The sequence below is a fragment of the Allobosea sp. 05T438 genome, assembly GCF_056396025.1.
The window spans coordinates 17698-39882 of record NZ_JBFTKQ010000014.1; the positions used below are offsets into that span (position 1 = coordinate 17698).

The 22185-nt window shown below is 66.3% G+C and carries 19 protein-coding genes; 7 read left to right on the forward strand and 12 right to left on the reverse strand.

The features are described 5' to 3' along the window. The first annotated feature begins 2 nt into the window (after positions 1-2). Positions 3-335, forward strand: coding sequence for an NIPSNAP family protein (locus AC1DIN_RS22505; RefSeq protein WP_441472535.1), 333 nt, complete (start codon positions 3-5; stop codon positions 333-335). A gap of 9 nt (positions 336-344) precedes the next feature. On the opposite strand, the gene AC1DIN_RS22510 is transcribed toward AC1DIN_RS22505, so the two are convergent. Further along, positions 345-1154, reverse strand: a complete 810-nt coding sequence (locus AC1DIN_RS22510; RefSeq protein ID WP_476766247.1) for a DUF3108 domain-containing protein — start codon at positions 1152-1154, stop codon at positions 345-347. Positions 1155-1442: 288 nt separating this feature from the next. On the opposite strand from AC1DIN_RS22510, the gene rpmB reads away from it, so the two are divergent. Next, positions 1443-1730: a 50S ribosomal protein L28 gene (rpmB, locus tag AC1DIN_RS22515; RefSeq protein ID WP_441472533.1), complete on the forward strand. Its 288-nt coding sequence runs from the start codon at positions 1443-1445 to the stop codon at positions 1728-1730. A 176-nt stretch (positions 1731-1906) separates the two neighbouring features. On the opposite strand, the gene AC1DIN_RS22520 is transcribed toward rpmB, so the two are convergent. The 11 genes from AC1DIN_RS22520 to AC1DIN_RS22570 all read right to left on the reverse strand — a co-directional run bounded on the left by AC1DIN_RS22520 (position 1907) and on the right by AC1DIN_RS22570 (position 14896). Next, positions 1907-2905 (reverse strand): esterase-like activity of phytase family protein, encoded by a 999-nt coding sequence (locus AC1DIN_RS22520; RefSeq protein WP_476811384.1) that lies wholly within the window; start codon positions 2903-2905, stop codon positions 1907-1909. Further along, entirely contained in the window at positions 2905-4797 is a 1893-nt protein-coding gene (cobT, locus tag AC1DIN_RS22525; RefSeq protein ID WP_441472531.1) for a cobaltochelatase subunit CobT, read from the reverse strand. The genes AC1DIN_RS22520 and cobT overlap by 1 nt, the downstream gene beginning before the upstream one ends. Then, positions 4794-5210 carry a GNAT family N-acetyltransferase gene (locus AC1DIN_RS22530; protein WP_476811385.1) on the reverse strand — a complete coding sequence of 139 codons (417 nt, stop codon included), beginning with the start codon at positions 5208-5210 and terminating at the stop codon, positions 4794-4796. Before AC1DIN_RS22530 ends, cobT begins: the two co-directional genes overlap by 4 nt. An 8-nt stretch (positions 5211-5218) precedes the next feature. Next, a complete protein-coding gene (locus tag AC1DIN_RS22535) occupies positions 5219-5569 on the reverse strand; it encodes a GFA family protein (RefSeq protein WP_441472529.1) in 351 nt (116 codons plus the stop codon). A 15-nt stretch (positions 5570-5584) separates the two neighbouring features. Then, entirely contained in the window at positions 5585-6568 is a 984-nt protein-coding gene (cobS, locus tag AC1DIN_RS22540; RefSeq protein WP_476811386.1) for a cobaltochelatase subunit CobS, read from the reverse strand. Positions 6569-6738: 170 nt separating this feature from the next. Continuing rightward, positions 6739-7884 carry a glycosyltransferase family protein gene (locus AC1DIN_RS22545; protein ID WP_476811387.1) on the reverse strand — a complete coding sequence of 382 codons (1146 nt, stop codon included), beginning with the start codon at positions 7882-7884 and terminating at the stop codon, positions 6739-6741. Further along, entirely contained in the window at positions 7881-9131 is a 1251-nt protein-coding gene (locus AC1DIN_RS22550; protein WP_476811388.1) for a glycosyltransferase, read from the reverse strand. The genes AC1DIN_RS22545 and AC1DIN_RS22550 overlap by 4 nt, the downstream gene beginning before the upstream one ends. Continuing rightward, a complete protein-coding gene (locus AC1DIN_RS22555; RefSeq protein WP_441472525.1) occupies positions 9128-9790 on the reverse strand; it encodes a class I SAM-dependent methyltransferase in 663 nt (220 codons plus the stop codon). Before AC1DIN_RS22555 ends, AC1DIN_RS22550 begins: the two co-directional genes overlap by 4 nt. 75 nt (positions 9791-9865) lie before the next feature. Further along, the gene (locus AC1DIN_RS22560) at positions 9866-11644 is read right to left on the reverse strand and encodes an adenylate/guanylate cyclase domain-containing protein (RefSeq protein WP_476811389.1); all 1779 of its coding nucleotides are present in this window, start codon (positions 11642-11644) and stop codon (positions 9866-9868) included. 70 nt (positions 11645-11714) lie between these two features. Continuing rightward, positions 11715-12164: a Crp/Fnr family transcriptional regulator gene (locus AC1DIN_RS22565; RefSeq protein WP_441472523.1), complete on the reverse strand. Its 450-nt coding sequence runs from the start codon at positions 12162-12164 to the stop codon at positions 11715-11717. Next, entirely contained in the window at positions 12161-14896 is a 2736-nt protein-coding gene (locus tag AC1DIN_RS22570) for an ABC transporter transmembrane domain-containing protein (protein WP_476811390.1), read from the reverse strand. The genes AC1DIN_RS22565 and AC1DIN_RS22570 overlap by 4 nt, the downstream gene beginning before the upstream one ends. A 149-nt stretch (positions 14897-15045) precedes the next feature. Between AC1DIN_RS22570 and AC1DIN_RS22575 the strand changes: the two genes are divergently transcribed. The 5 genes from AC1DIN_RS22575 to AC1DIN_RS22595 all read left to right on the forward strand — a co-directional run bounded on the left by AC1DIN_RS22575 (position 15046) and on the right by AC1DIN_RS22595 (position 22159). Then, a complete protein-coding gene (locus AC1DIN_RS22575) occupies positions 15046-16035 on the forward strand; it encodes a polysaccharide lyase family 20 protein (RefSeq protein WP_476811391.1) in 990 nt (329 codons plus the stop codon). A gap of 96 nt (positions 16036-16131) precedes the next feature. Beyond that, on the forward strand, positions 16132-18015 hold the full coding sequence (locus AC1DIN_RS22580) for an ABC transporter ATP-binding protein (RefSeq protein WP_476811392.1): 1884 nt from the start codon (positions 16132-16134) through the stop codon (positions 18013-18015). Next, on the forward strand, positions 18012-19967 hold the full coding sequence (locus AC1DIN_RS22585; RefSeq protein ID WP_476811393.1) for an ABC transporter substrate-binding protein: 1956 nt from the start codon (positions 18012-18014) through the stop codon (positions 19965-19967). Before AC1DIN_RS22580 ends, AC1DIN_RS22585 begins: the two co-directional genes overlap by 4 nt. Before the next feature lie 6 nt (positions 19968-19973). After that, positions 19974-20972: an ABC transporter permease gene (locus AC1DIN_RS22590; protein ID WP_441472673.1), complete on the forward strand. Its 999-nt coding sequence runs from the start codon at positions 19974-19976 to the stop codon at positions 20970-20972. An 8-nt stretch (positions 20973-20980) separates the two neighbouring features. Next, positions 20981-22159 (forward strand): ABC transporter permease, encoded by a 1179-nt coding sequence (locus AC1DIN_RS22595; protein WP_476811454.1) that lies wholly within the window; start codon positions 20981-20983, stop codon positions 22157-22159. The last annotated feature ends 26 nt before the right edge of the window (positions 22160-22185 follow it).

Sequence of the window (22185 nt, forward strand, 5' to 3'; positions counted from 1 at the left end):
CCATGGTCACCTGCTATCTGCGCTATGTTGTCGACCCCCATAAGCTCGATGCCTTCGAGGCCTATGGCAAGCTCTGGATCAGGCTGGTCGAGAAGTTCGGCGGCAAGCACCACGGCTATTTCATGCCCTCGGAAGGCGTGTCCAACGTGGCGCTCGCCATGTTCAGCTTTCCGTCGCTCGCGGCGTACGAGGACTACCGCAAGCGCTCCTTCGACGACCCCGAGTGCCAGGCGGCCTTCGCGATGAACGAGAAGGATCGCTTCATCATCAGCTACGAGCGATCGTTCTTCCGGCCTGTTTTCGAAGACGATCAGGGCGTCAAGCGCGCGCCCTGAAAACCAGTCTCAGTTCCGCGCGCTCGCGGTCACGCCGGGATCGACCTTGAAGCTCGAGGCCTCGATCACCGCCGTTCCGATCATCGTCTTCACGGAGATGCGCACCGGCACCATCACATCGGTGCCGGCGACGGGCGCGAGCCAGGCCGTGATGTCCCGGTTCTCCGCCATGAACTTCGTGCTGGGCCGGAGCGCCCGGTGGCCGGCGATCGGCACATAGCGCGCCTGGCAAATCGAGACCGGGCCGCTATAGCCTTCGAGCTTCACATTGCGGGTGCCGGCGCTCGACAGCTTAATGTCGTAGCGCGCCGCGCCGTCGAAGATCGGCAGGGTGCGGTTGCAGGCGGCGTCCTTGCCCTTGCCGCTGACCGGCATCAGGAAGGCGCTGAGCGGGTCGACGATATTGCGCTTGTGGCTCTCGGTGAGCGGCACGCGATCGGGCTTCTCGTCGATCGGCGGCTCGATATCGATACCGGCAACGGCGCCCTCGGCCAGCGCCATCCGCACGGTGCGGCTCTCGCTGGAATTTGCGGAGCTCACCGCGAAGGTCTTGGGCGCGAGCTTGCCGCCCACCAGCGCCCCGGTCGCAGCGCCCGAGCCGCGGCCGCCGGTCACGCCCCCTACGATTCCCGTCAGCTTGGCGGCCATGTCGAGCTTGTAGCTCGATCCGTCGATGCCGCCGGAGAGACTCGCAGTACCGAGCGTGATGCCGAGAAGGGAGACGTCGTAGCGCGCGTCGAGCGAGGCCGCCTCGGCAACCTCGGCCAGACAGGCTGCGAGAACCAGCGCTGTGAGGGACGATGCGACGGCGGATTTCATCCATAGCCTCCGGAACGGCGCGATCCTGCGCGACATGCACTCTGAATCGGTCCGAATCGTGACCGGTTTTCCATCGCGGCGAAGCGATGGCCGAACGAAGCATCCGATGCCGATCTTTACACCTCGTTAACGCTGAAGGCGATGTGAACAGGCCGCGGGAGTTTTCCTTGACGGGGCCCGCCAGCTTGGCTATGGAACCCCGACTTCAATTTGACTTCCGGTGCTCGCCGGCACGTCGCGTGTCGGTTTTTTTGTTTGAGCGACCTGGGGATGTAAGGAACGATTGCCATGGCCCGCCGTTGCGAACTGACCGGGAAAGCCACCCAGACCGGCCACCTCGTCAGCCACTCGAACCGCAAGACGAAGACCGTCTTCCGCCCGAACCTCGTGAACGTCACGCTGCAGTCGGACGCGCTCGGCCGTTCGGTGCGCCTGCGCGTTTCGGCCAACGCCCTGCGTTCGGTCGAGCATCGCGGCGGCCTCGACGCCTTTCTGCTCAAGGCTGCGGCCGGCGACCTCTCGGTCGGCGCGCTCTCCCTGAAGCGCGACCTCGAGAAGAAGCTCGCCGCCAACTGAGCGGCTTGACCTCTCGGGTCTGAAGGAAGCGGCCGCAAGGCCGCTTTTTTCGTTTGGGCATCAAGGGCCGTCATTCTCGGCCGGAGCGAAGCCTCGACTCGAGAAGCTCGGGCCCGGAGAGGCTCCGGCACCCATTCGGCCGGAGATGCTCGGGTCAAGCCCGAGCATGACGCTCTCTATGCAACCAGCTCGAATTCCAGCAGCACCGTCCGCTGCAGGAAGGAGAAATTGTCGTCCGAGATCAGGGTCAGCACAGTGCGGCCGTTCTCCTGATGGACCGACAGCCCTTCCATATTATCGATCTCGTAACCGAGGTCGGCCTCGATCAGGCGCGGCCCGTCTGCCAGCGCCCCCGGCCGGATATCGCGCCCGGCGATTCGCCTCATCCGCATGCCGACGCCCCGCAGCGGCTGGTACCAGCGCTCAAGCAGCAGCATGTCGCCCGACGGCAGGAAGGCGAGATCGGTGATGTCGTAGCCATCATGGCGGGCGACCCTGAACAGCCCGGGCTGGGGACCGCCGAGAATCGCACCGAGCGTCGGCTCGTCCTCCTTGCCCGATCGCTCGGCGATCGCGACAAGCGCGCCCTTCAGCGGCCCTACGGGCACCACGCCCAGCGCCTCAAGCCCGCGATTACGCGGCAGGCGCTTGATTTCGGGCGGCACGGGCACCGATCGCGCCCGCGCCTCGACGCCCTCCCCCGCCCAGTCGAAGCGCACTATCTCGTGCCGGCGCTCGATCCCGACATAGGCCACGCCATCGGCGATGCAGAGGCTCTCGGTGTCGAAGAGCCCCGAGCGCGCGAGCGGCCGCCCGGAGGCGCCCAGAATGGCAGCCATCTCGACATCATCGAGCCCGGCAGGTCTGCCACTCTGCGACACGACCTTCGCCGTCAACCAGTAACCGCGGTCGGTCACTGATACGAGATCACGCCCCCCGTTCAGCCGCGCCAGGCCCGAGAAACCTCCGAAGCGCGGATGGCCGGAACTCAGGACGAGCCCGCCGCGGAACTGCAAGGCGCCGAATCGGCGCCGATCCGCGTTGCGCGGCTCGAAGGCCGTGAAAGGCCTTGCGGAAACGGAGACCGGAAAGCGGGTCTGCTCGACGGCCTGCGCCGCGCCCGGCAGGGCGGCGGCGCCGAGGCCGGCGAGAGCGGCGCGACGCGTGAGGCGCATCAGTGCAGGCGGCGCGATGCGGACCCCGCAGCCGGGCCATCCTCCTCGAACAGCTCGGCAAGCTTCTCGGTCATCACCCCGCCCAGCTCCTCGGCATCGACGATGGTGACGGCACGGCGGTAGTAGCGCGTGACGTCGTGGCCGATGCCGATGGCGATGAGTTCCACGGGTGAGCGCGTCTCGATCTCGGCGATGATGTGGCGCAGGTGCCGCTCCAGATAATTGCCGGCATTGACCGAGAGGGTGGAATCGTCGACCGGCGCGCCGTCCGAGATCACCATCAGGATCTTGCGCTGCTCAGGCCGGCCGAGCAGGCGCTTATGCGCCCAGTCCAGCGCCTCGCCGTCGATGTTCTCCTTGAGCAGCCCCTCGCGCATCATCAGGCCGAGATTCTTGCGCGCGCGCCGCCAGGGCGCATCGGCCGCCTTGTAGATGATGTGCCTGAGATCGTTGAGGCGGCCGGGATTGGCCGGCTTGCCGGACTGCAGCCAGGCCTCGCGCGACAGCCCACCCTTCCAAGCGCGCGTCGTGAAGCCAAGCAGCTCCACCTTGACGCCGCAGCGCTCCAGCGTGCGGGCGAGGATATCGGCGCAGGTGGCTGCAACCGTGATCGGCCGCCCCCGCATCGAGCCGGAATTGTCGATCAGCAGCGTCACCACCGTGTCGCGGAAATTGACGTCCGACTCCTGCCGGAAGGAAAGCGGCTGGAACGGATCGAGGATGATGCGCGGCAGGCGGGCGGGGTCGAGCGCGCCCTCCTCGAGATCGAACTGCCAGGAGCGGTTCTGCTGCGCCATCAGCCGCCGCTGCAGGCGGTTGGCGAGGCGCGCGACGACGCCCTGCAGATGCGCGAGCTGCTTGTCGAGATAGGCGCGCAGGCGCGTCAGCTCCTCGGCGTCGCAGAGCTCCTCGGCCGTGACGATCTCGTCGAATTTGGTCGTATAGGCCTTGTAGTCGGTCTGCGGGCGCTCATTGCCGCGGCTCTCGCGCGGACGCGGCGCTTCGCCGGCCTCCTCGGATTCGGAGCTGTCATCCTCCTCGTCCCAATCGCCGGCCGGCGCGTCTGTCGCCTCGGAGGCGCCTTCCTGAAGTTCCTCGGTCGCGTCCTCGCTGACCTCGACCTCGGAGCGGTCGGCGCCACTTTCCTGCTCCGACTCGCCTTCCTGCTGCTGCTGATCCTCGGAGGACTGGTCCTGATTGTCCTCGTCCTCCTCGGACTCGTCGCCCTGCGCGCTCTGGTCGGCCATGTCCAGCGCCGCCAGCATGTCACGCACCGTGCGGGCAAAACCGCGCTGGTCCTCAATCGTCTTGGACAACCGGTCGAGATCGCCGCCGGCCTTGGCCTCGATCTGCTCGCGCCAGAGCTCGACGATCTTCTCGGCCGCCTTCGGCGGCTTCAGGCCCGTCAGGCGCTCGCGCACCATCAGCGCCAGCGCATCCTCGAGCGGCGCGTCGGCACGATCGGTGATCTCCTCGTAGCGTCCGCCACGATGATAGCGGTCCTCCAGCATCGCGGTGATGTTGCCGGCCATGCCGGACATCCGCCGCGCGCCGAGCGATTCGACCCGCGCCTGCTCGACGGCGTCGAAGACTGCGCGCGCCGCATCGCCCTCGGGCGCTGCCCGGCGGTGGATCGCGGCATCATGGCAGGCAAGCCTGAGCGCCATCGAATCGGCATGGCCACGCAGGATCGAGACATCGCCGGGCGTCAGCTTGCGCGGCGGCTCGGGCAGGCGCGCCCGCTCGCCGACCAGCGACGGCTTGTCGGCGGCGAAGACGATTTCCATCTCCGGCTTGCGCGCGATCGCCTTCATCGCGCCGGAGATGGCGCGCTTCAGCGGCTCGGCCGGGGCTTCCTTCGGCGTTCCGGGCTTGCGGTTCGAGATGCTCATAGCGCCTTCGTGAAGTGATGCAGCGTTTGACCCGCCACCGGATAGTTCTCCATCCGGCCGCATTCGCGATAGCCGAGCCTCGGATAAAATCCCGGGGCCTGGATGCTCATCGTCCCGAGAAAGACACCCTTGGCGCCGTGCTGGCGAGCCTCGTCTTCGGCTCGCGCGACCAGCGTTTCGCCCAATCCCGCGCCGCGACGGGCCTCGTCGATCCAGAGCAGATCGACATAGAGCCATTCCCATTTCAGCTCGCCGACGAGGCCGCCGACGATCTCGCCGCTCTCGTCGCGCAGGCTGATGGCCAGCGGCTTGGTGTTCCGGGGGCCGATTTTCGCCTGGTTATGCGCGCTCAACCCACGCAGAACGGCCGCGCGCGTCTCGTCCTGTTCACGCTCAACCGTAACCGCGACCATGGCTCCCCCTAGCGCGACCGCCCGTCATATTGCGTCGGCGAGAGATCGCCCGGCTCTACGCCGGCAAGGCAGCGCACATTGACCGCGACCATCGGCGTGCCGTCGGGTCCGTTCGCCCTGGCGAAGGACTCGATGCCGCAGGTTTCGCAGAACAGATGCTGGATCTTCTGCGTGTGGAAGCGGTACTCGGTCAGCGCCTCCTCGCCCTGGGTGAGCGTGAAGGCGGTGGCCGGCGAGAAGGCGAGAATCGAGCCGCGGCGCTGGCAGTAGGAGCAGTTGCAGGTGATCGTCTGCCCGAGGTCGGCCTCGACCTCATAGGCAACCCGTCCGCAATGGCAGCTGCCTTGATACCGCGCCATGGCTCGCTTCCTCCGTTAGCTCAGGACCACGTTCGCCGCGCTCTCCGGCAGCTCCTTGCCGAAGGAACGCTGGAAGAACTCGGCCACCAGCGTGCGCTCCATCTCGTCGCACTTGTTCAGGAAGGTGACGCGGAAGGCGAAGCCGATATCGCCGAAGATCGCCGCGTTCTCCGCCCAGGTGATGACCGTACGCGGGCTCATCACGGTCGAGAGGTCGCCGTTCATGAAGGCGTTGCGGGTGAGATCGGCGACACGGACCATCTTGTTGACGATGTCCTTGCCCTCCGGGCTCTTCTGGTAATGCTTCGACTTCGCGAGAACGATCGCGACCTCGTTGTCATGCGGCAGGTAGTTGAGCGTCGTGACGATCGACCAGCGGTCCATCTGACCCTGGTTGATCTGCTGCGTGCCGTGATAGAGGCCCGAGGTGTCGCCGAGGCCGACCGTGTTGGCGGTGGCGAACAGCCGGAAGGCGGGATGAGGTCGGATGACGCGCTTCTGGTCGAGCAGCGTCAGCTTGCCGGACTGCTCCAGCACGCGCTGGATCACGAACATCACGTCCGGGCGGCCGGCGTCATACTCGTCGAAGACCAGCGCGATGTTGTTCTGCAGGGCCCAGGGCAGGATGCCGTCCTGGAACTCGGTGACCTGCTTGCCTTCCTTCAGCACGATCGCGTCCTTGCCGACGAGATCGAGGCGGGAGACGTGGCTGTCGAGGTTGACGCGAACGCAGGGCCAGTTGAGGCGGGCCGCGACCTGCTCGATATGGGTCGACTTGCCGGTGCCGTGATAGCCCGAGATCATGACGCGTCGGTTATGCGCGAAACCGGCGAGGATCGCGATGGTGGTGTCGCGGTCGAAACGGTAATCCGGGTCGAAATCGGGCACATGCGGATCGGCTGCCGAATAGGCCGGCACCTCGAGATCCGTGTCGATCCCGAAGGTTTGGCGCACCGACAGCTTCATGTCGGGCAATCCGGGCGCGGTCGTCGTCGTCATCATCTTGTCTCCAGGCGCAGGGCCGTGGCCGGCTACATGCCGGTTTGCCCAGAGCCGACCGAGGAGGGAGGCGGATCATCCCTCATTAGAGCGAAAGACCGGAAGCGGCAATTCGCAAAGCTGCACCCTGGCCCTCGCAAGGGGCATGCCGGCTTACAGCTCGTGATAGCTCACACGCGCTCGTGCAGAAGCTTTTTCACGATTTCGACCGCATTGCGCGCGCCGTCGAGCGCGAGAGCGATGCCCGGCGGGCTTCGGCCGATTCCGGCCGCGACGGCGGCCGCCAGCGCATCTGGTGTCAAGGCCCCCTCCCCTGAAATCCGCAGGCAGCGCGCCAGCCCGGCGCGCTCCATCGCCTCGGCCCTGACCGCCTGCTCCGTCTCGCCACCGGCATCGAACGGGACGACGATGGCGGGCCGGCGGGCAGCGACGAGATCGAGCACCGTATTGTAGCCGGCCTGGCTGACCGAGATCGCACAGCCGGCGAGCAGCGCCGGGAAATCGGGCCGCACGCGCTCGACCGTGACATGCGCCGGCGCCCCTGCCAGCAGCCGCCCGAAGACGTCCTCGCCGACTGCGCGCCCGACCAGGATACGCCAGCGCCGGTCCCCCGGACCGAGCTTCGCCGCAGCAATCGCGAGTTCGAACAGCGGAATGGCCGCGGCCGAGCCGCCGCCGGAAACGAGCACCTCGCCATTCTCGATTGGCGCTCCGGCCATCGGCGTATCCGCCATGTAGCCCGTATAGCGCAGCTTAGCCGCAAGCCGCGCATCGACCGGCCAGGAGCGGTCGAGCGGCAGGAAATCCGCATCGCCATGGACCAGCACCGCGTCGAACAGCGTCGCGAGCCGATCCTCGGCCTCCGCGATGCGCTCGGGACGCGGCCTCACCAGCACGTCCCGGACCGAGGAGACTATCAATGACTTCGGATTGGCGGCGCGTGCCGCGGCGATCAGAGCGAGAAACTCGGCGGCGAGCTGCCGGCGTCCGAACGGGAAATGCTCGACGATCACCGCATCAGGCCGCAAGCTCGCCGCCAGCCCTTCCAGGATCGCAACGCGCCGGGCCTTGCGTTCCAGGTCGGTGGGCTGACCGATCGCGTCGAGCAGCGTGCGGAAATCGACGCCCTCCGTCCTGACCGGCGGCAACTGAACGAAGGTGAAGGGCTCCTGCTCCATCGACCGCAGCGGCATGCCGCCGCTCGCCAGCGTGACGGCGAAACCGTTCTGCGCCAGGGCCCGCGCGAGATTGGCAGCGCGCACCAGATGGCCCGAGCCGAGCAGATGCGTAACGGCGATGAGGACGGTGGCGCTCATGCCTTTTCTTCGGCAGAGGCGTATAGCCGCGCAGCGATGCCGTCGAGCCCGGCCGCGGCCGAGAAGGAGCCGGTCAGCCGCGCCAGCGCGCGATAGCCGAGTTGGCCCCGCTGCTGCGGGGAACGGGCGAGTTCCACCAGGGCGCCGGCAAGTCCTTCGATATCGCCGGGCTGCACCAGAAGCCCCTCGACGCCATGTCGAACGAATTCCGGGATCCCGGCAAAATCCGTGGCGATGATCGGCAGGGCCTGGCTCGCCGCCTCCATCACGACATTGGGCAGGCCATCACGATCCCCGTCTCCCGCCTGCTTCGAGGGCAGGACGAAGAGGTCGGCGGCGCGCAAGGCGGCGATGACGTCGTCCTGCGCCTTCGGCCCGGCCCAGACGATATTGTCGCCGAGACCGAGCGCGCGCGCCTTCTCCTGCAACGCCTTCAGCATCTCGCCGCCGCCGATATGGGTCAGCTGCCAGTGCAGCGTGCAGGGCAGTTTCGCCAGGGATTCCAGCAGATCGTCGAAGCCCTTCTTCGGCACCGCTCGCCCGATCGTGACGAAGCGCACCGGATCGGCGGAATCGGAACCGTCCCGGCCGGAGCGTGGGGCCGGCGGCGGAAAGCGTGCGAGATCGAGCCCGTGATAGACCAGCTCGACCTTGTCCGGCCGATCGGAGAGGCGCTCGAGTTCGCGGAAGCCATCCTGGGTACAGGTCACGCCCCAGGCGGCATCGGCGATCTTCTCGCGCTTCTCCCAGTCGGGCGTCGTCCAGATATCCTTGGCATGGGCCGAGAAGGACCAGCTCAGGCCGCGCAGCAGGGCCGCATAGCGGATGACAGAGGCCGGGGTGTGCAGGTAGTGCACATGCAGATGCCGGATATCCGCCGGCAGCTCGCACGCCATCACGCAGGCCTGGCCGAAGCGGCGCAGCCGGTTGCGCGTCCTGTCCCGGACGAGGTCGCGCAGGAAGGCCGAAATGAGCTTGCGCAAGCCGGGCTGCGCGAAGGCGCCGAACACGCCGCGCGCGACGCGCCCGGGCTCGTCGTGCAGATATTCGGGCAGGTAGCGCACCGGCGCCGCGATCTGATTGTGCATCAGATGCTTGGCACCATCAGTCGGATGCCGGAGCGACCAGATCTCGAAGGCAAGGCCGCGCTGCTGCAGCCCCAGCAGTTCCTGCGCGATGAAGGTCTCCGACAGCCGCGGATAGCCCTTCATCGCCACCGCGATGCGCGGTGCAGCGCCAGTCGTCATCGCCGGCCGATCAGCATGAAGCGCGTATAGTTCTTCGTCGGCCGCGCTCCGGCGAACCAGACCTCGGCGAGCCCCGCCTGCTCGCTAAACGCCTCGAGCGATGGCACGCAACTGCAATGATCGGGCTCGCGGAAGTAATCGTTGGATTGCAGCACGAGCGGCAAGCCGGCCGGTAAGCCCGCGATCCAGCCCGGCACATCGGCGAGATGCTCGCAACTCGTGTTGATGACGAGCCCGGGCTTGGGCGACTGAGCTGCGAAATCGAGCGCCATCATGTCCGCCGTTAGCGCCCGGAAGCGCCCGGAGGCGACATGTCGGTGGTTCAGTATCTCGGCGGTCGGCGCGCAGGTCGGATCGATATCGAGGCTCACCACGTCGTCGATAGCAAGCCGCACATCGTCGAGCAGCATGGCCCCGAGCACCCCGTACCAGGCGCCGAGCACCCAGACCGGGCCGGCCGGCTTCGGGCAGGCATCGGCCAGCGCGTCGACCAGCCACTGTTTGGAGGCGATCTGCTTGTGGTTGCAGGCGATCGACAGATCGGGCGGCGCCCCCTTGCCGTAGAGGCGCGCGACATCGGCGACGATGCGGTTGCCGGATAAGGCGGCCATTCCGCGCAGCAGGTCGTGGAAGGCCTCGCAGGGCGGTTCAGGCGTCATGGTTCCGTCGTTGTCGGCAAAGGCTGGCGGGACCATAGGCACCCGCTTCGGCAAAAACCAGCCTCGCCAGCCTGTTCAATCGCGCCGGCTCGCTTCGCCCGGCTCGGCAGACGCTTCGGCCACGGGCTCAGCCGCCCCATCCGCCGCCTTTCCCGGAACAGTGGGCGGCGCCGGCATGGCCGCCTTGGCCGCATCCTCGCGCTTGCGGCGGGCAATTTCCGGCGCACTGGCAAAGCCATAGGCCGTGAGCGGCTTCTCGCGTCCCTTGATCGCGATCTTGAGCGCCACCGTCCCGGCATAGCTGCGGCCCGTGGTGCGAATCGTGTCCTCCGACACCACGACATCGGCCAGCACCCGGCGTGTCGCCGCTTCGAGCTGGCTCGCGATCATCACCGTTTCGCCCACCGTGATCTCGCGCCGCCCGAGATTGTCGTTCTCGACCGCGCCGGTAATGGCATCGCCGGTATGGATCCCGATCCCGATCCTGAGCGGCAGAGGCAGCGCCGCTCCGAACTCGCGGTTGAGCGCCTCGACCGCCCGGACGATGTCGGCCGCAGCGCTGATCGCCGCCTGCGCTCCGCGCGCCTGCGAGCCATCGAGGCCGAACACGGCCATGAAGCCATCCCCGTAGAAGGCATCGATGCGCCCGTCATGGGCCGTGATCGCCTGGCCCATCTCGTCGAAGAAGCGGTTGAGCAGGCCGATCAGCTCGCGCGGCAGCTGCCGCTCCGAGAGCGCCGAGAAGGCGCGCAGATCGGCGACGACCACCGTCAGGCCGCGCTTGTTGATGGCATCATCGGGCTCGAGCGCCCGCGCACCGGTGGCGTTCAGGCGCGAGGCGAGCAGGATCTGCACCTGCAGGTCGTCATGCGGCCTGATCTGGCAAGCGAGCCGGACACCTTCCGGTGCCGAAATGCGCCGCAGCAACCTGGCCTCGTTCGGCCCCGGCGATGGCAGCTTGTCCATGCCATCCATCACCAGCACACGGCAGGTGGCGCAGCGCGCCCGCCCGCCGCAGAGCGCCGCGTGCGGAATGCCAAAGCGCCGGAACATCTCGAGCACCGTCGGCCCCGGCGCTACGCGGCGCGTGCCGTGGCCGACGAAGCGCACCGTGATCTGATGACGCGTCCTGACCCGGATCTCGCGGATGCCGACGAACAGCACGAAGGCGCCGACCAGCCCATAGAAGGCACTCTTCGCCCACATCACGTCGCGGTCGAACATCGCCCGCTGCGCGTCGGTGACGAACTCCGGCGGGAGCGCCATCCGTTCGGCCTCGCGCGCCGCCACCATGAAGCCGATCAATGCGAGCAGCGGGATCAGGATCGAGACGAGCAGGAACGGATCACGCCAATGGCGATAGGCATCGCGCGAGCGCAGCATGAAATGGATGCCGATGATGCCATGCGTCCAGACCAGCAAAAGCAGCAGGGACTGCAGCAGCGCACGGCCCGGCCACAGCCGCCGCAGCACGGCATGATAGGTCTCGTCGACGCCGAAATAGTACCCCAACACGCGCGTGCTGACGATGTGATCGACGAGCAAAAGCGGAATCGCGAGGCCCAGCGCAATCTGCAGCATCTCGCGCAGCGGCATCTTGAAGGTGCGCCGCTGGACCACGCGCAGCAGCGCGAACACCGGATGGATGACGAGCGCGCCGTAGAGCACGATCGTCCCGATGCGGGAGTGCCAGACGTTGTAGCGCCAGTCCTGGACGCGCTCCATGGCATCGACCCCGAGGATGCCGACGGCGTGGTTGAGGAAATGCGTCGTCGCGAAGGTCAACAGGATCAGGCCCGAGACGAGACGAATGTCGCGGCTCCAGGACGAGACCTGATCGATGCTCGCGCCCATACTGCGGCGCGCCGTTTGTGTGCGCTGCGTGCCGGCGGCTTGTGGCCGATTCATACGACGCTCGACCTCATCAAACGGTTTCGTGCTCGCGGAGCAAAACGCTGGCAAGACGATGGACGCGGTCAGCCAGGTCGCGGCAGACAGCGAGGCTGAATTCCGGCACGGTCTGAAGCAGTTCGAAGAACAGGTCCTTCGGAATTCTCAGGGCCAGGACCGGCGTCTTCGCGCTGACCGTGCCGAGGAACGGCCGGCCGCTGAGCAGCGACACGTCGCCGGTAATGCTGCCGGCGTCCTTCTGGAATCGGCGCCCCTCGCCATCGGGGCGCGACTGCGAGAATTCGACGTCCCCCTCGAGGATGACGTAGACGCCATCCAGCCGGCCCTTCTGGTCGATCAGGACAGCGCCCGGCTCGAAGCGCAACCTCTCGCCCATCAGGGCGACGAGCTTGAGCCGCGAGGGAGGCATGTCGCGAAACAGCGGCAGGCTGCGCAAGCAGCCGATATCGGCTTCCAGACTCATGACCGTGCCTCCATTCGCTGGGCATCCGCAAAGCGCAACGCCTGATCGCCGGCATCGTTCGCTGCCTCGAGCGCCCCACCGGCCTCGACCGTCCCCGTCGCACCATGGAAAACGATCCGCATCGGGATGTCCTCGACGAGTCTAGCATCTCCCAGCAGAAGAAACAGCGTCATGCCGGCACAATAGCTCCGCAACCGGGCAACGATCTTCTCCGGCTCGTCGGAGATCGCGAGCAGGGCCGCAATGTCGAGAACAGCGATCTGGGGCGCCTTGACCAGCGCCTGAACCAGAGGAATGGCCTGCAGCAGCCGCGCCGGCAGATAGCGCCCGCGAATGCCGCTCTCGGTGTCGAGCCCGAGACGATAGAGCGCCTCGCCCAGCCCCGAGCGCTCGAGCGCCTGCAGCACGATCTCCGCCACCTTCCGGCCCGCGTCGGGGATGCCGTAGCCGATGCGGCCGAACATCAGGTTGTCCCGCACGCTCGCGCCGAGCATAACCTTGTCGGGAGCATAGAAATCCACATCGCCCGCGGCATCGGCCGGCAGGTGCTTGCGGAAGCTCGCGCGCGCCCTGAGGATACGGCGCTCGAGCCGGTCGTCGATCAGGTTCAACCTGTGCTTGGGCTCGATATAGCCGAGTGCCAGGGCCACCAGGTCACGCTCCGTCTCCTGATCGAGCGGGCTTCGCATATCGTGCTTGGCCAGGATGTCCGCCAGCTCGTTGAGGCGTTCGAAGTCGAAATTCTCGCCGAAGGAATAGCGCTCGAACAGCGCATGCCCCACCGGCAGGCCGGCAAAGATCTCGACGACCGTGGCAACGATCCGCGCCCCCATCTCGGTCAAAGGCTCCACCAGGGCCTCCGCCTTCAGGATCGAATGGGCATAAGGCTCGAAGAGCAGGGTCGCGTTGCCGAAGCGGGCGCTGGTCCGCGTTCCGAAGATCAGGTTTTCGGCGACCGAGGCGTTCCGGTTGTAGCGGTCGAGGGCGAAGGGCTCGATCAGCCCGCCAAGATTGATGCGCTCGAGCTCAGCCGCCACGACATGACGGGCGGTGATGATGCGTTCGGTTGCTTCCGCGCTCACCGGCGGCATCACCTTGCCGCCCAGGCCGAGCTCGAACACGTCCTGAGTGCAGCCGAACACGTCGAGCAGCTCGCGCACCCGCGCCGCGAGCTCGGCCGCGTCGGCGACCCCGACACCTTCGTAGTCCGTCCAGTCCGCCTCGAACGGAAATGGCGAGTTGCCCGAACGGACCGCCTCGACGAAACGGCGATGCTCCTCCGGGGAAACCGGACCGTCGGATTTGATCTCCGGCCGACGCCGCCGCAGCGGCAACAGGATATTGTCCCGCATCGTCCCGGCAATGACCTCCGCCTGGTCTCCGGAATAGCCGATCAGATGGCTCGCCCGCTCGACCGACATGTCCGCGAGCAGTTCGCCGTCGATGAGGACCCGCCCCGTATAGTTGGTCGCCTGCCGCCCGAGGATGCGGCCGAGCACATCCCCGCCACAGCCATGGGGCCCGATCACCGCGACCCAGCCCGGTCGCTGCAGGACGAACGAGAGCGGCGTCAGCAGCGGCTGTCCGCGATTGTCCAGCATCTGCACGGCCTCGAGCCGGATGTCTCCCTTGACCGGCAGCGGCGAGCAGCCGTTCGCCTCGTCGAGGACGAGCGTGTCGTCGCTGTTGAACTGGGAAATGACCTGTTCGTATTTGATCGTGACGTCGTTGCGCTGCTGATCCCAGTCGATCAGTTCCTTGATCGGCGAAGGCAGGTCACGATAGGCCGCGATCACCGCCACGAGCTGGCCGATGTCGAGGCGTCCCTGCAGCGCGAAATAGCCGCCGATCGCATAGAAGAAGAACGGCGTGACCTGCGCCAGCAGGTTATTGAGGAACTTGACGGCGAACTTGCGCTTGTAGAGCTCGTAGCGGATGTCGAAGAGGTGCCCGAGCCGCCCGGCGATATCCGCCTGGACGTAGCCCGTGGCGCCATGCCCCTGGATCATCGGCCCGGCATCGACGATTTCGCCGATCCTTCCCGCGAGTTGCCGGGAAGCGATCTGGCGCTCGCGGCCGAGCCTCAGCTGCTCGCGGCGCAGGATCGGGATGATGATGGCCTGCGCCAGCACGATCAGCAGGGCGATCGAGCCGAGCCAGAAGCTCTGCACCATGATGAAGACGAGTGCCGTCAGGGCCTGGCTCAGCAGGAAGACCGGCTGGATGAAGGCGTCTCCGACGAAGCCGCCGATCGGCTCGACCTCGTCCTTGATCATGCTGGCGATCTCGGCCGGCTTGACCGCCCGGATCTCCTCCGGGCGAAACCGCATCAGCTGGCTGAAGAGATCGTAGCGCATGCGCCGCAGCATGCGCTCGCCGAGGATGCCCTTGCGCACGTTGACGATGTATTTGAAGGCACCGTTGATCAGGACGAGCACCAGGAAATAGCTGGAAAGCCCCATGAGGAGCCCAACCTGATTGACCTGAAAGCCTTCGAACAGCCTCAGGGTCGCCCCGCCCAGCCAGGACGGGAGATGGAGGGTCGTCTCCATGAAGGTGGTGGTCGTCTTGCCGCCCCGGAAGGCTCCGCCCTGGATGGCGTCGTTGACGATCCGCTTCGGGACGTCGAACGAGGCCCAGTTGAAGGGTATCGAGACAAGGATGATCAGCAGGACGATGATCTGCTCGCCGCGACTCTTCTGCCAGATGTAACGGAAGAGGTTGGGCTCCAAAGGGTAATCCTGTCGCGAAACGCCGACGGCGCTGTCATGCCGGGGCAAGGCCCCTGAAAGCGACCATATGTGGTGAGGTTGCGGCGGAGTGCAATGCGAGCCACTTTGAGGCGGCGGCACACCCGGATCGCGCCGCGTCGGGGAGAGATGTGAAGCGTCTGTTGCTACGCGCGGCCCTTGGCTGCGCTGCTCTCGTGATTGTCGTCGCCGCTCCCCTGGCATCCGCCTGCGCCAAAGTCGCAGCGGGCAACGCTTCTCTCCTGCTGCACGATGGCTTCGACCAAGGCGGTTTCGCCGCCGAAGGCGGGCTATTCTATAAGAAGAGCTTCGAGCAACGCGGCGGCCGGGTGGCTTTCGGCCCTGCAGCGCCCTTGCGCGGCACCGGGGCGCTGACCCTGACGGTCATGGCGTCCTGCCCGCCCCACCGCGTCAACTGCAGCGAACGCGCCGAGGTCTGGGAGCGCCCGGAGGTGCTCGCTCCCTACCGCAGCACGGTCTGGTACGGGCTGGCCGTGCGTCTCGACGATCCGCTGCCGCAGGACGATCGCAGATATGTGATCGCCCAATGGAAGCGCGAGGCCCGGCCCGCCGCCGAGGGAGACGACTCGCCCTTCCTGGCGCTGCGACTCTATCGGGGGCATCTCGGCATCACCATCGAGACGGATCGCGTCGTCTCCTATCCGATCGGGAGCCCGGAGCGCCCGGATGGCTGCCGCCCCGGCGAGGCGCTGGTGCTTGACCACCCGAACGTTCATCAGACGCGGGCTCTGGTCGCCGTTGAGGCTGGCGCACCGCGCGGGAGCTACCCCGGCTATTTCAACGCCTGCGCCCCGGACATCCAGGTCACGCGCCATGCCGACCTGCCGGCAGCCCGGATGGGCTGGATCGATTTCGTCATCCGATCGCAACCAGGCCCCCACGGCGACGGACGCATCGAGATCATGGCCAACGGCGTCCCGATCGTGACCATCCGCGGGCATATCGGCCAAGGCGGCCCGGGCCTCGACACCAACCAGTACTTCAAATTCGGCCCCTATCGTGCTCCCGGCCGCCTCCCCTGGAGCGTCAGCTACGCCGATTTCCGCCGCGGGCCGCGTTGCAGCGATGTCATCCGGCTCGGCCAATGTCCGGCCGAATGAGTCGATGTGTCGAAAATCATTGGCAAGACCGAACTTTAGACGTCTAGTGACGTCAGGTGAATTGCGGACGGTTCCGGAGTGGCGTCAGATCGGGTCATGGATATCCTGCGCATCAGCGACCTGCGTATTGGCTTCACCGTTCACGGCTTGTCTCGCGAGGTGGTGAAGGGCGCGAGCCTGCGCGTGCCGGCCGGCAAGACGGTCGCGCTCGTGGGCGAATCCGGCTCCGGCAAATCGGTGATCTCGCAGGCCATCATGGGCCTGTTGCCCCGCGCGGGCGCCGTGACCGGGGGCGAGATCCTGTTCCGCGACCCGTTGGCGCCACAGACCGTGATCGACATCGCGGCCCTGCCCGCCGAAGGTTCGGAGATTCGTGCGCTGCGTGGCGGCCGCATCGGCATGATCTTCCAGGAGCCGATGTCGTCGCTCTCTCCGGTCCACACCATCGGCAACCAGATCGAAGAGGCTCTGCTCCTGCACCGGCCGATGCCGAAGGCGGAGGCGCGCGGCCTGATCGAGGCCATGCTGAAGCGCGTCGGCTTCAAGAACGCCCATCGCGCCTATGGGCTGTATCCCTTTGAGCTATCGGGCGGTCTGCGCCAGCGCGCCATGCTTGCCATGGCCCTGATCTGCAAGCCGGCCCTGCTGATCGCCGACGAACCGACCACGGCGCTCGACGTCACCATCCAGGCGCAGGTGCTCGACCTGATGCGCGATCTCCAGGCCGAGATGGGCATGGCGATCCTGCTGATCACCCACGATCTCGGCGTCGTCGCCAACATGGCCGACGAGGTGGTGGTGATCTTCCACGGTGAGATTCTGGAGCGCGGCCCGGTCGAGGACATCTTCCGGCAGCCGCGCCACCCCTATCTCAAGGCGCTGCTCAACGCTTCGCCGCATTTCGACATGCAGGAGGGCGAGCGCCTCGTCGCGCTCCGGGAAGCCAGGCCCCGCCCCCCGGCGGCGCCACGCCCCGCTCCGCCGCCAGCGGATCGCGAGAACACGCCGCTGCTTCGGGTCCGCAACCTGCACAAGACCTATGTCACCGGCTCTCGCAGCTTCTTCGGCAAGGGCACGCAGAGCGCCGTGAAGGCCGTCGACAATGTCAGCTTCGACATCCGCCGTGGCGAATGCCTCGGCCTCGTCGGCGAGAGCGGCTGCGGCAAGACGACGGTCAGCAAGATCGTGATGCGGGCCATTACCGCCGATTCCGGTGAGGTCATCTTCGACGACGGCCATGAACGGGTCGACGTGCTCGGGCTGAAGGGCGACGCGTTGCGCGCCTTCCGCCCGCGCATCCAGATGATCTTCCAGGACCCCGTCTCGTCGCTCTCGCCGCGCATGACGGTGATGAACATCCTGCGCGAGCCGCTAGCGGTCCATGACAGGGGCCACTCTGCAGCCCAGGATGAACGGGTTCGCTCCCTGATGCAGGATGTCGGCCTCGATGTTCGCTTCCTGAATCGCTATCCGCATTCCTTCTCGGGCGGGCAGCGTCAGCGCATCGGCATCGCCCGCGCCCTGGCGCTCGATCCCGAACTGATCATCTGCGACGAGCCGGTCTCGGCGCTCGATGTCTCCGTGCAGGCGCAGATCCTCAACCTGTTGAAGGACATCCAGGCCGAGCGGGGCCTCACCTTCCTGTTCATCTCGCACAACCTCGCCGTGGTGAATTACATGGCGGACCGCATCGCGGTGATGGCCAATGGCCGCATCGTCGAACTGGCGCCGCGCCATAGCCTCTTCACCAAGCCGGTCCACCCCTACACCAAGGCGCTGCTGCGCTCCGTGCCCTTCGCCGATCTCGATCGCAAGCTCGACTTCAAGCTCGCGGCGCCGGGCGGTGCTTCCGATGACAGCCATTGGGGTGACGCCTTCAAGGTCGGTTCCGACGCCTCCGCCCTGGCGCATCTGTCGCTCGGAGAGGGCCACTACGTCCTCGCGCGGCCCAATGCCGATGTCCGGGAGATGGTCCCATGACCTTCCGCTCCCCGCATACGACGCGCCGCGCCGCCCTGCTGCTGGGAACGGCCGCGCTCGCCGGAGCCGCCCTGCCCCGCCGCGCGTTGGCCCAGCCGGCTCAGCCTGCCCCGATCGACAGCCCCTTCTTCGCCGAGAAGGTCAACGCGGGAACCCTGCCGCCGGTGGCGCAGCGCCTGCCCGCCGTGCCCCGCCTCATCGATCTCGGCAAGCTCGGCCGCACGCCGGGACGCCATGGCGGCAATATCCGCATGCTGATGGGCGACCAGCGCGATGTCCGGATGATGACGCTCTACGGCTACACGCGCCTGATGGTCTATGACGAGAACCTCGAGCTCGTGCCGGACGTGCTTGAAAGCTGCAACGTCGAGGATGGCCGCGTTTTCACGCTGCGGCTGCGCGCCGGCCATCGCTGGTCCGACGGCTCGCCATTCACCACCGAAGATTTTCGCTATTGGTGGGAGGATGTCGCCAACAACAAGCGCCTGTCGCCCGGCGGACCGCCCCAGGCGATGCTCGCCGGCGGCAATCTCCCCTTCTTTGAAGTGCTGAGCGAGACCGAGGTTCGCTACAGCTGGGAAATGCCGAACCCGATCTTCCTGCCGGCGCTGGCGGGCGCGCAGCCGACCTACATCTTCATGCCCTCGGGCTACCTCAAGCAGTTCCACGAGAAGCACGCGCCCAAATACGAGCTGGTCAAGCGCGTGAAGGAGAACCGTGTGCGCGACTGGGGTGCGCTGCATGAACGCCTCTCACGCATGTACCGGCCGGAAAACCCAAACCTTCCGACACTCGAGCCCTGGCGCAACACCACGCCGCTGCCAGCCGAGCAATTCGTGTTCGAGCGCAACCCCTTCTTCCATCGCGTCGACGAGAAGGGCCGGCAGTTGCCCTATGCCGATCAGGTCACGCTGACTATCGGCACAAGCTCTCTGATCCCGGCCAAGGCAGCCGCCGGAGAGGCCGATCTTCAGGCCCGCTACATCCGCTTCGACAACTACACCTTCCTCAAGGAAGCCTCGAAGCGGATGAACTTCGAGGTCAGGCTCTGGAAACGGGCCGAGGGCGCCTATTTCGCCCTTCTGCCGAATCTGAACGCCATCGATCCGATCTGGCGCGACCTCAATCGCGACGTACGCTATCGCCGCGCGATCTCGGTCGCGATCAACCGCGCCGACATCAACAAGGTGATCTTCTTCGGGTTGGCGCGCGAAAGCGCCAATACGGCGTTGCCGGAGAGCCCGCTCTACGATCCCACGCTCGCTTCGCTCTGGATCCAGCACGACCCGGATCTGGCGAACCGGCTTCTCGACGAGATCGGCCTGACCAAGCGCGACGATGACGGCGTGCGCCTGCTCCCGGACGGCCGCAGGCTCGAATTCACCATCGAGACAGCCGGCGAGAACACCGAGGAGACGGACATCCTCGACCTGCTCAAGCAGGATTTCCTGAACGTCGGCATCAAGATCTACCCGCGCTCCACGCAGCGCGACGTCTTCCGCCGCCGCATCGTCGCGGGGCAGACCATCATGTCGGCCTGGGCCGGCATGGACAACGCGCTCATCACCTCCGACATGGAACCGGATGCGCTGTCGCCGACCTCGTCGGCACAGTTCCAGTGGCCGCGCTGGGGCCAGTTCATCGAGACCAGCGGCCGCGAGGGCGAAAGACCGGCCTCGCACGAGGTCAACGAGCTGGTGCGGCTCTACGAGGAATGGCGGATGAGCTCGACGCGCGACCAGCGCCGCACCATCTGGCACAAGATGCTGGCCATCAATGCCGAGCAGGTTTTCACCATCGGCGTGATCAACAGCACGCTGCAGCCGATCGTCGTCTCCCGCGACCTGCGCAACGTGCCCGAGGTCGGCCTCTACAGCTTCGAACCCGGCGCCTTCATCGGCCGCTATATGCCCGACACCTTCTGGTTCGATCGGCAAGAGACCAAAGGCTGATCCGTGCTGTTCCGCTACATCCTCAAGCGCATCCTGATCATGATCCCGACGCTGCTGGTCACCAGCGCGCTGATCTTCACCGTGATCAATCTCCCGGAAGGGGACTATTTCGAGACTCTCGCAGCCGAAATGCAGGCGCAGGGCGAGAAGGCCGATATGAGCCGCATCGAGTTCCTGAAGCAGGAGTACGGCTTCGACAAGCCCCCGGTCGAGCGCTATTTCTGGTGGGTCGCGGGCCTGCTTCAGGGCGATATGGGCTATTCCTTCGAATATCAGCGGCCGGTCAGGGAGATCGTCGGAGACCGCCTGCTGCTGACCATGCTGGTCTCCTTCGCCACGATCGTCTTCACCTGGGTCGTCGCCTTCCCGATCGGCATCTACTCGGCCACGCACCAATACAGCTGGGGCGACTACGGGCTGACCTTCATCGGCCTGATCGGTCTCGCAGTGCCGCATTTCCTGCTGGCGCTCGTCTTCATGTATTTTGCCAATGTCTGGTTCGGCACCTCGATCGGCGGCCTCGTCGACCCGCAATATCTCAACCAGCCGATGAGCTGGGCCAAGCTCCGATCCGTGCTGGAGCATCTCTGGATCCCCGTCATCATCATCGGCGCCGGCGGCACCGCCGGCATGATCCGGGCGCTGCGCGCCAATCTGCTCGACGAGCTCCAGAAGCAGTACTACGTCACCGCCCGCGCCAAGGGCCTGCCGCCCGGCAAGGCGCTGCGCAAATATCCGCTGCGCATGTCACTCAACTTCTTCATCTCGGATATCGGCGACATCCTGCCTTCGATCGTCTCGGGTGCCGAGGTCGTCGCCATCGTGCTCTCGCTGCAGACCACCGGCCCGCTGCTGATCCGGGCGCTGCAGGCCCAGGACATGTATCTCGCCGGCTCCTTCCTGATGTTCCTCTCCTTTCTGACCGTGATCGGCGTGCTGATCTCGGATATCGCGCTCGCCATCCTGGATCCGCGCATCCGTCTGCAGGGGACGGCGACCAAGTGACGGCGAACTTGCTCAACACACTTCCGCCCGATGGCGCGCCGCTGCCGCACGCGGCCTCGACCGCGCCTTTCGAGCCCTATGCCACCGAGGCGATGACGCCGGAGCAGGAGCGGATCTATCTCGCCTCGCAATGGCAGCTGATGTGGTGGAAGTTCCGCCGCCATAAGCTCGCGGTCATCTCCGCCTTCGTCATCGTGGCGATCTACGCGATGGCGGCCTTCGCCGAATTCCTCGCGCCCTACCACTACACCACGCGCAACACCGACTTCATCCGCGCGCCGGGCCAGAGCGTCCACCTCTTCCATGAAGGCAGCTTCATCGGCCCCTTCGTCTACCCGTACAAGATGCGGCTCAACATGGAGAACCTGAAGCGCGAATACGAGGTCGACAGCACACGGCCGCAGAAGCTGCGCTTCTTCTGCCGCGGCGACGACAGCTACGAGTTCTGGGGTCTGATCCCCGGCAACTGGCGCCTGGTCTGCCCGCCCAAGGACGGCACCTTCTTCTGGCTCGGCTCGGATCGGCTCGGCCGGGACATGTTCTCGCGCATCCTCTATGGCGGACGCATCTCGCTCTCGATCGGCCTGCTCGGCGTCTCCGTTTCCTTCGTGCTCGGCGTCATCATCGGCGGCATCGCGGGCTATTACGGCGGCCGCGTCGATCTCGTCATCCAGCGCATCATCGAGATCGTGCAGTCGCTGCCGCATATCCCGCTCTGGCTGGCGCTGGCTTCGATCATGCCGCCGTCATGGAGCCCGGTGGTGGTCTATTTCGGCATCACCATCATCCTCGGCCTGATGGACTGGACGGGGCTTGCCCGCTCGGTCCGCTCGAAGCTGCTGTCGCTGCGCGAGGAGGACTATGTCGTCGCCGCCCAGCTGATGGGCGCGAAGCCCGCCCGCATCATCGGCCTGCATCTGGTGCCGGGCTTCATGAGCCACCTCATCGCCTCGGCCACCATCACCATACCCAAGACCATCCTCGGCGAGACCGCGCTCTCTTTCCTTGGCCTGGGCTTGAGGCCCCCGATCACCAGCTGGGGCGTGATGCTGAACGAGGCACAGAACATCAATGTGGTGGCGCTCTATCCCTGGCTGCTCTATCCGGTGGTGCCCGTGATCGTGATCATCCTCGCCTTCAACTTCCTCGGCGACGGCCTGCGCGATGCAGCCGATCCTTATCGCTGACCAGCTACGCTCCGCCCCTTTCCAGT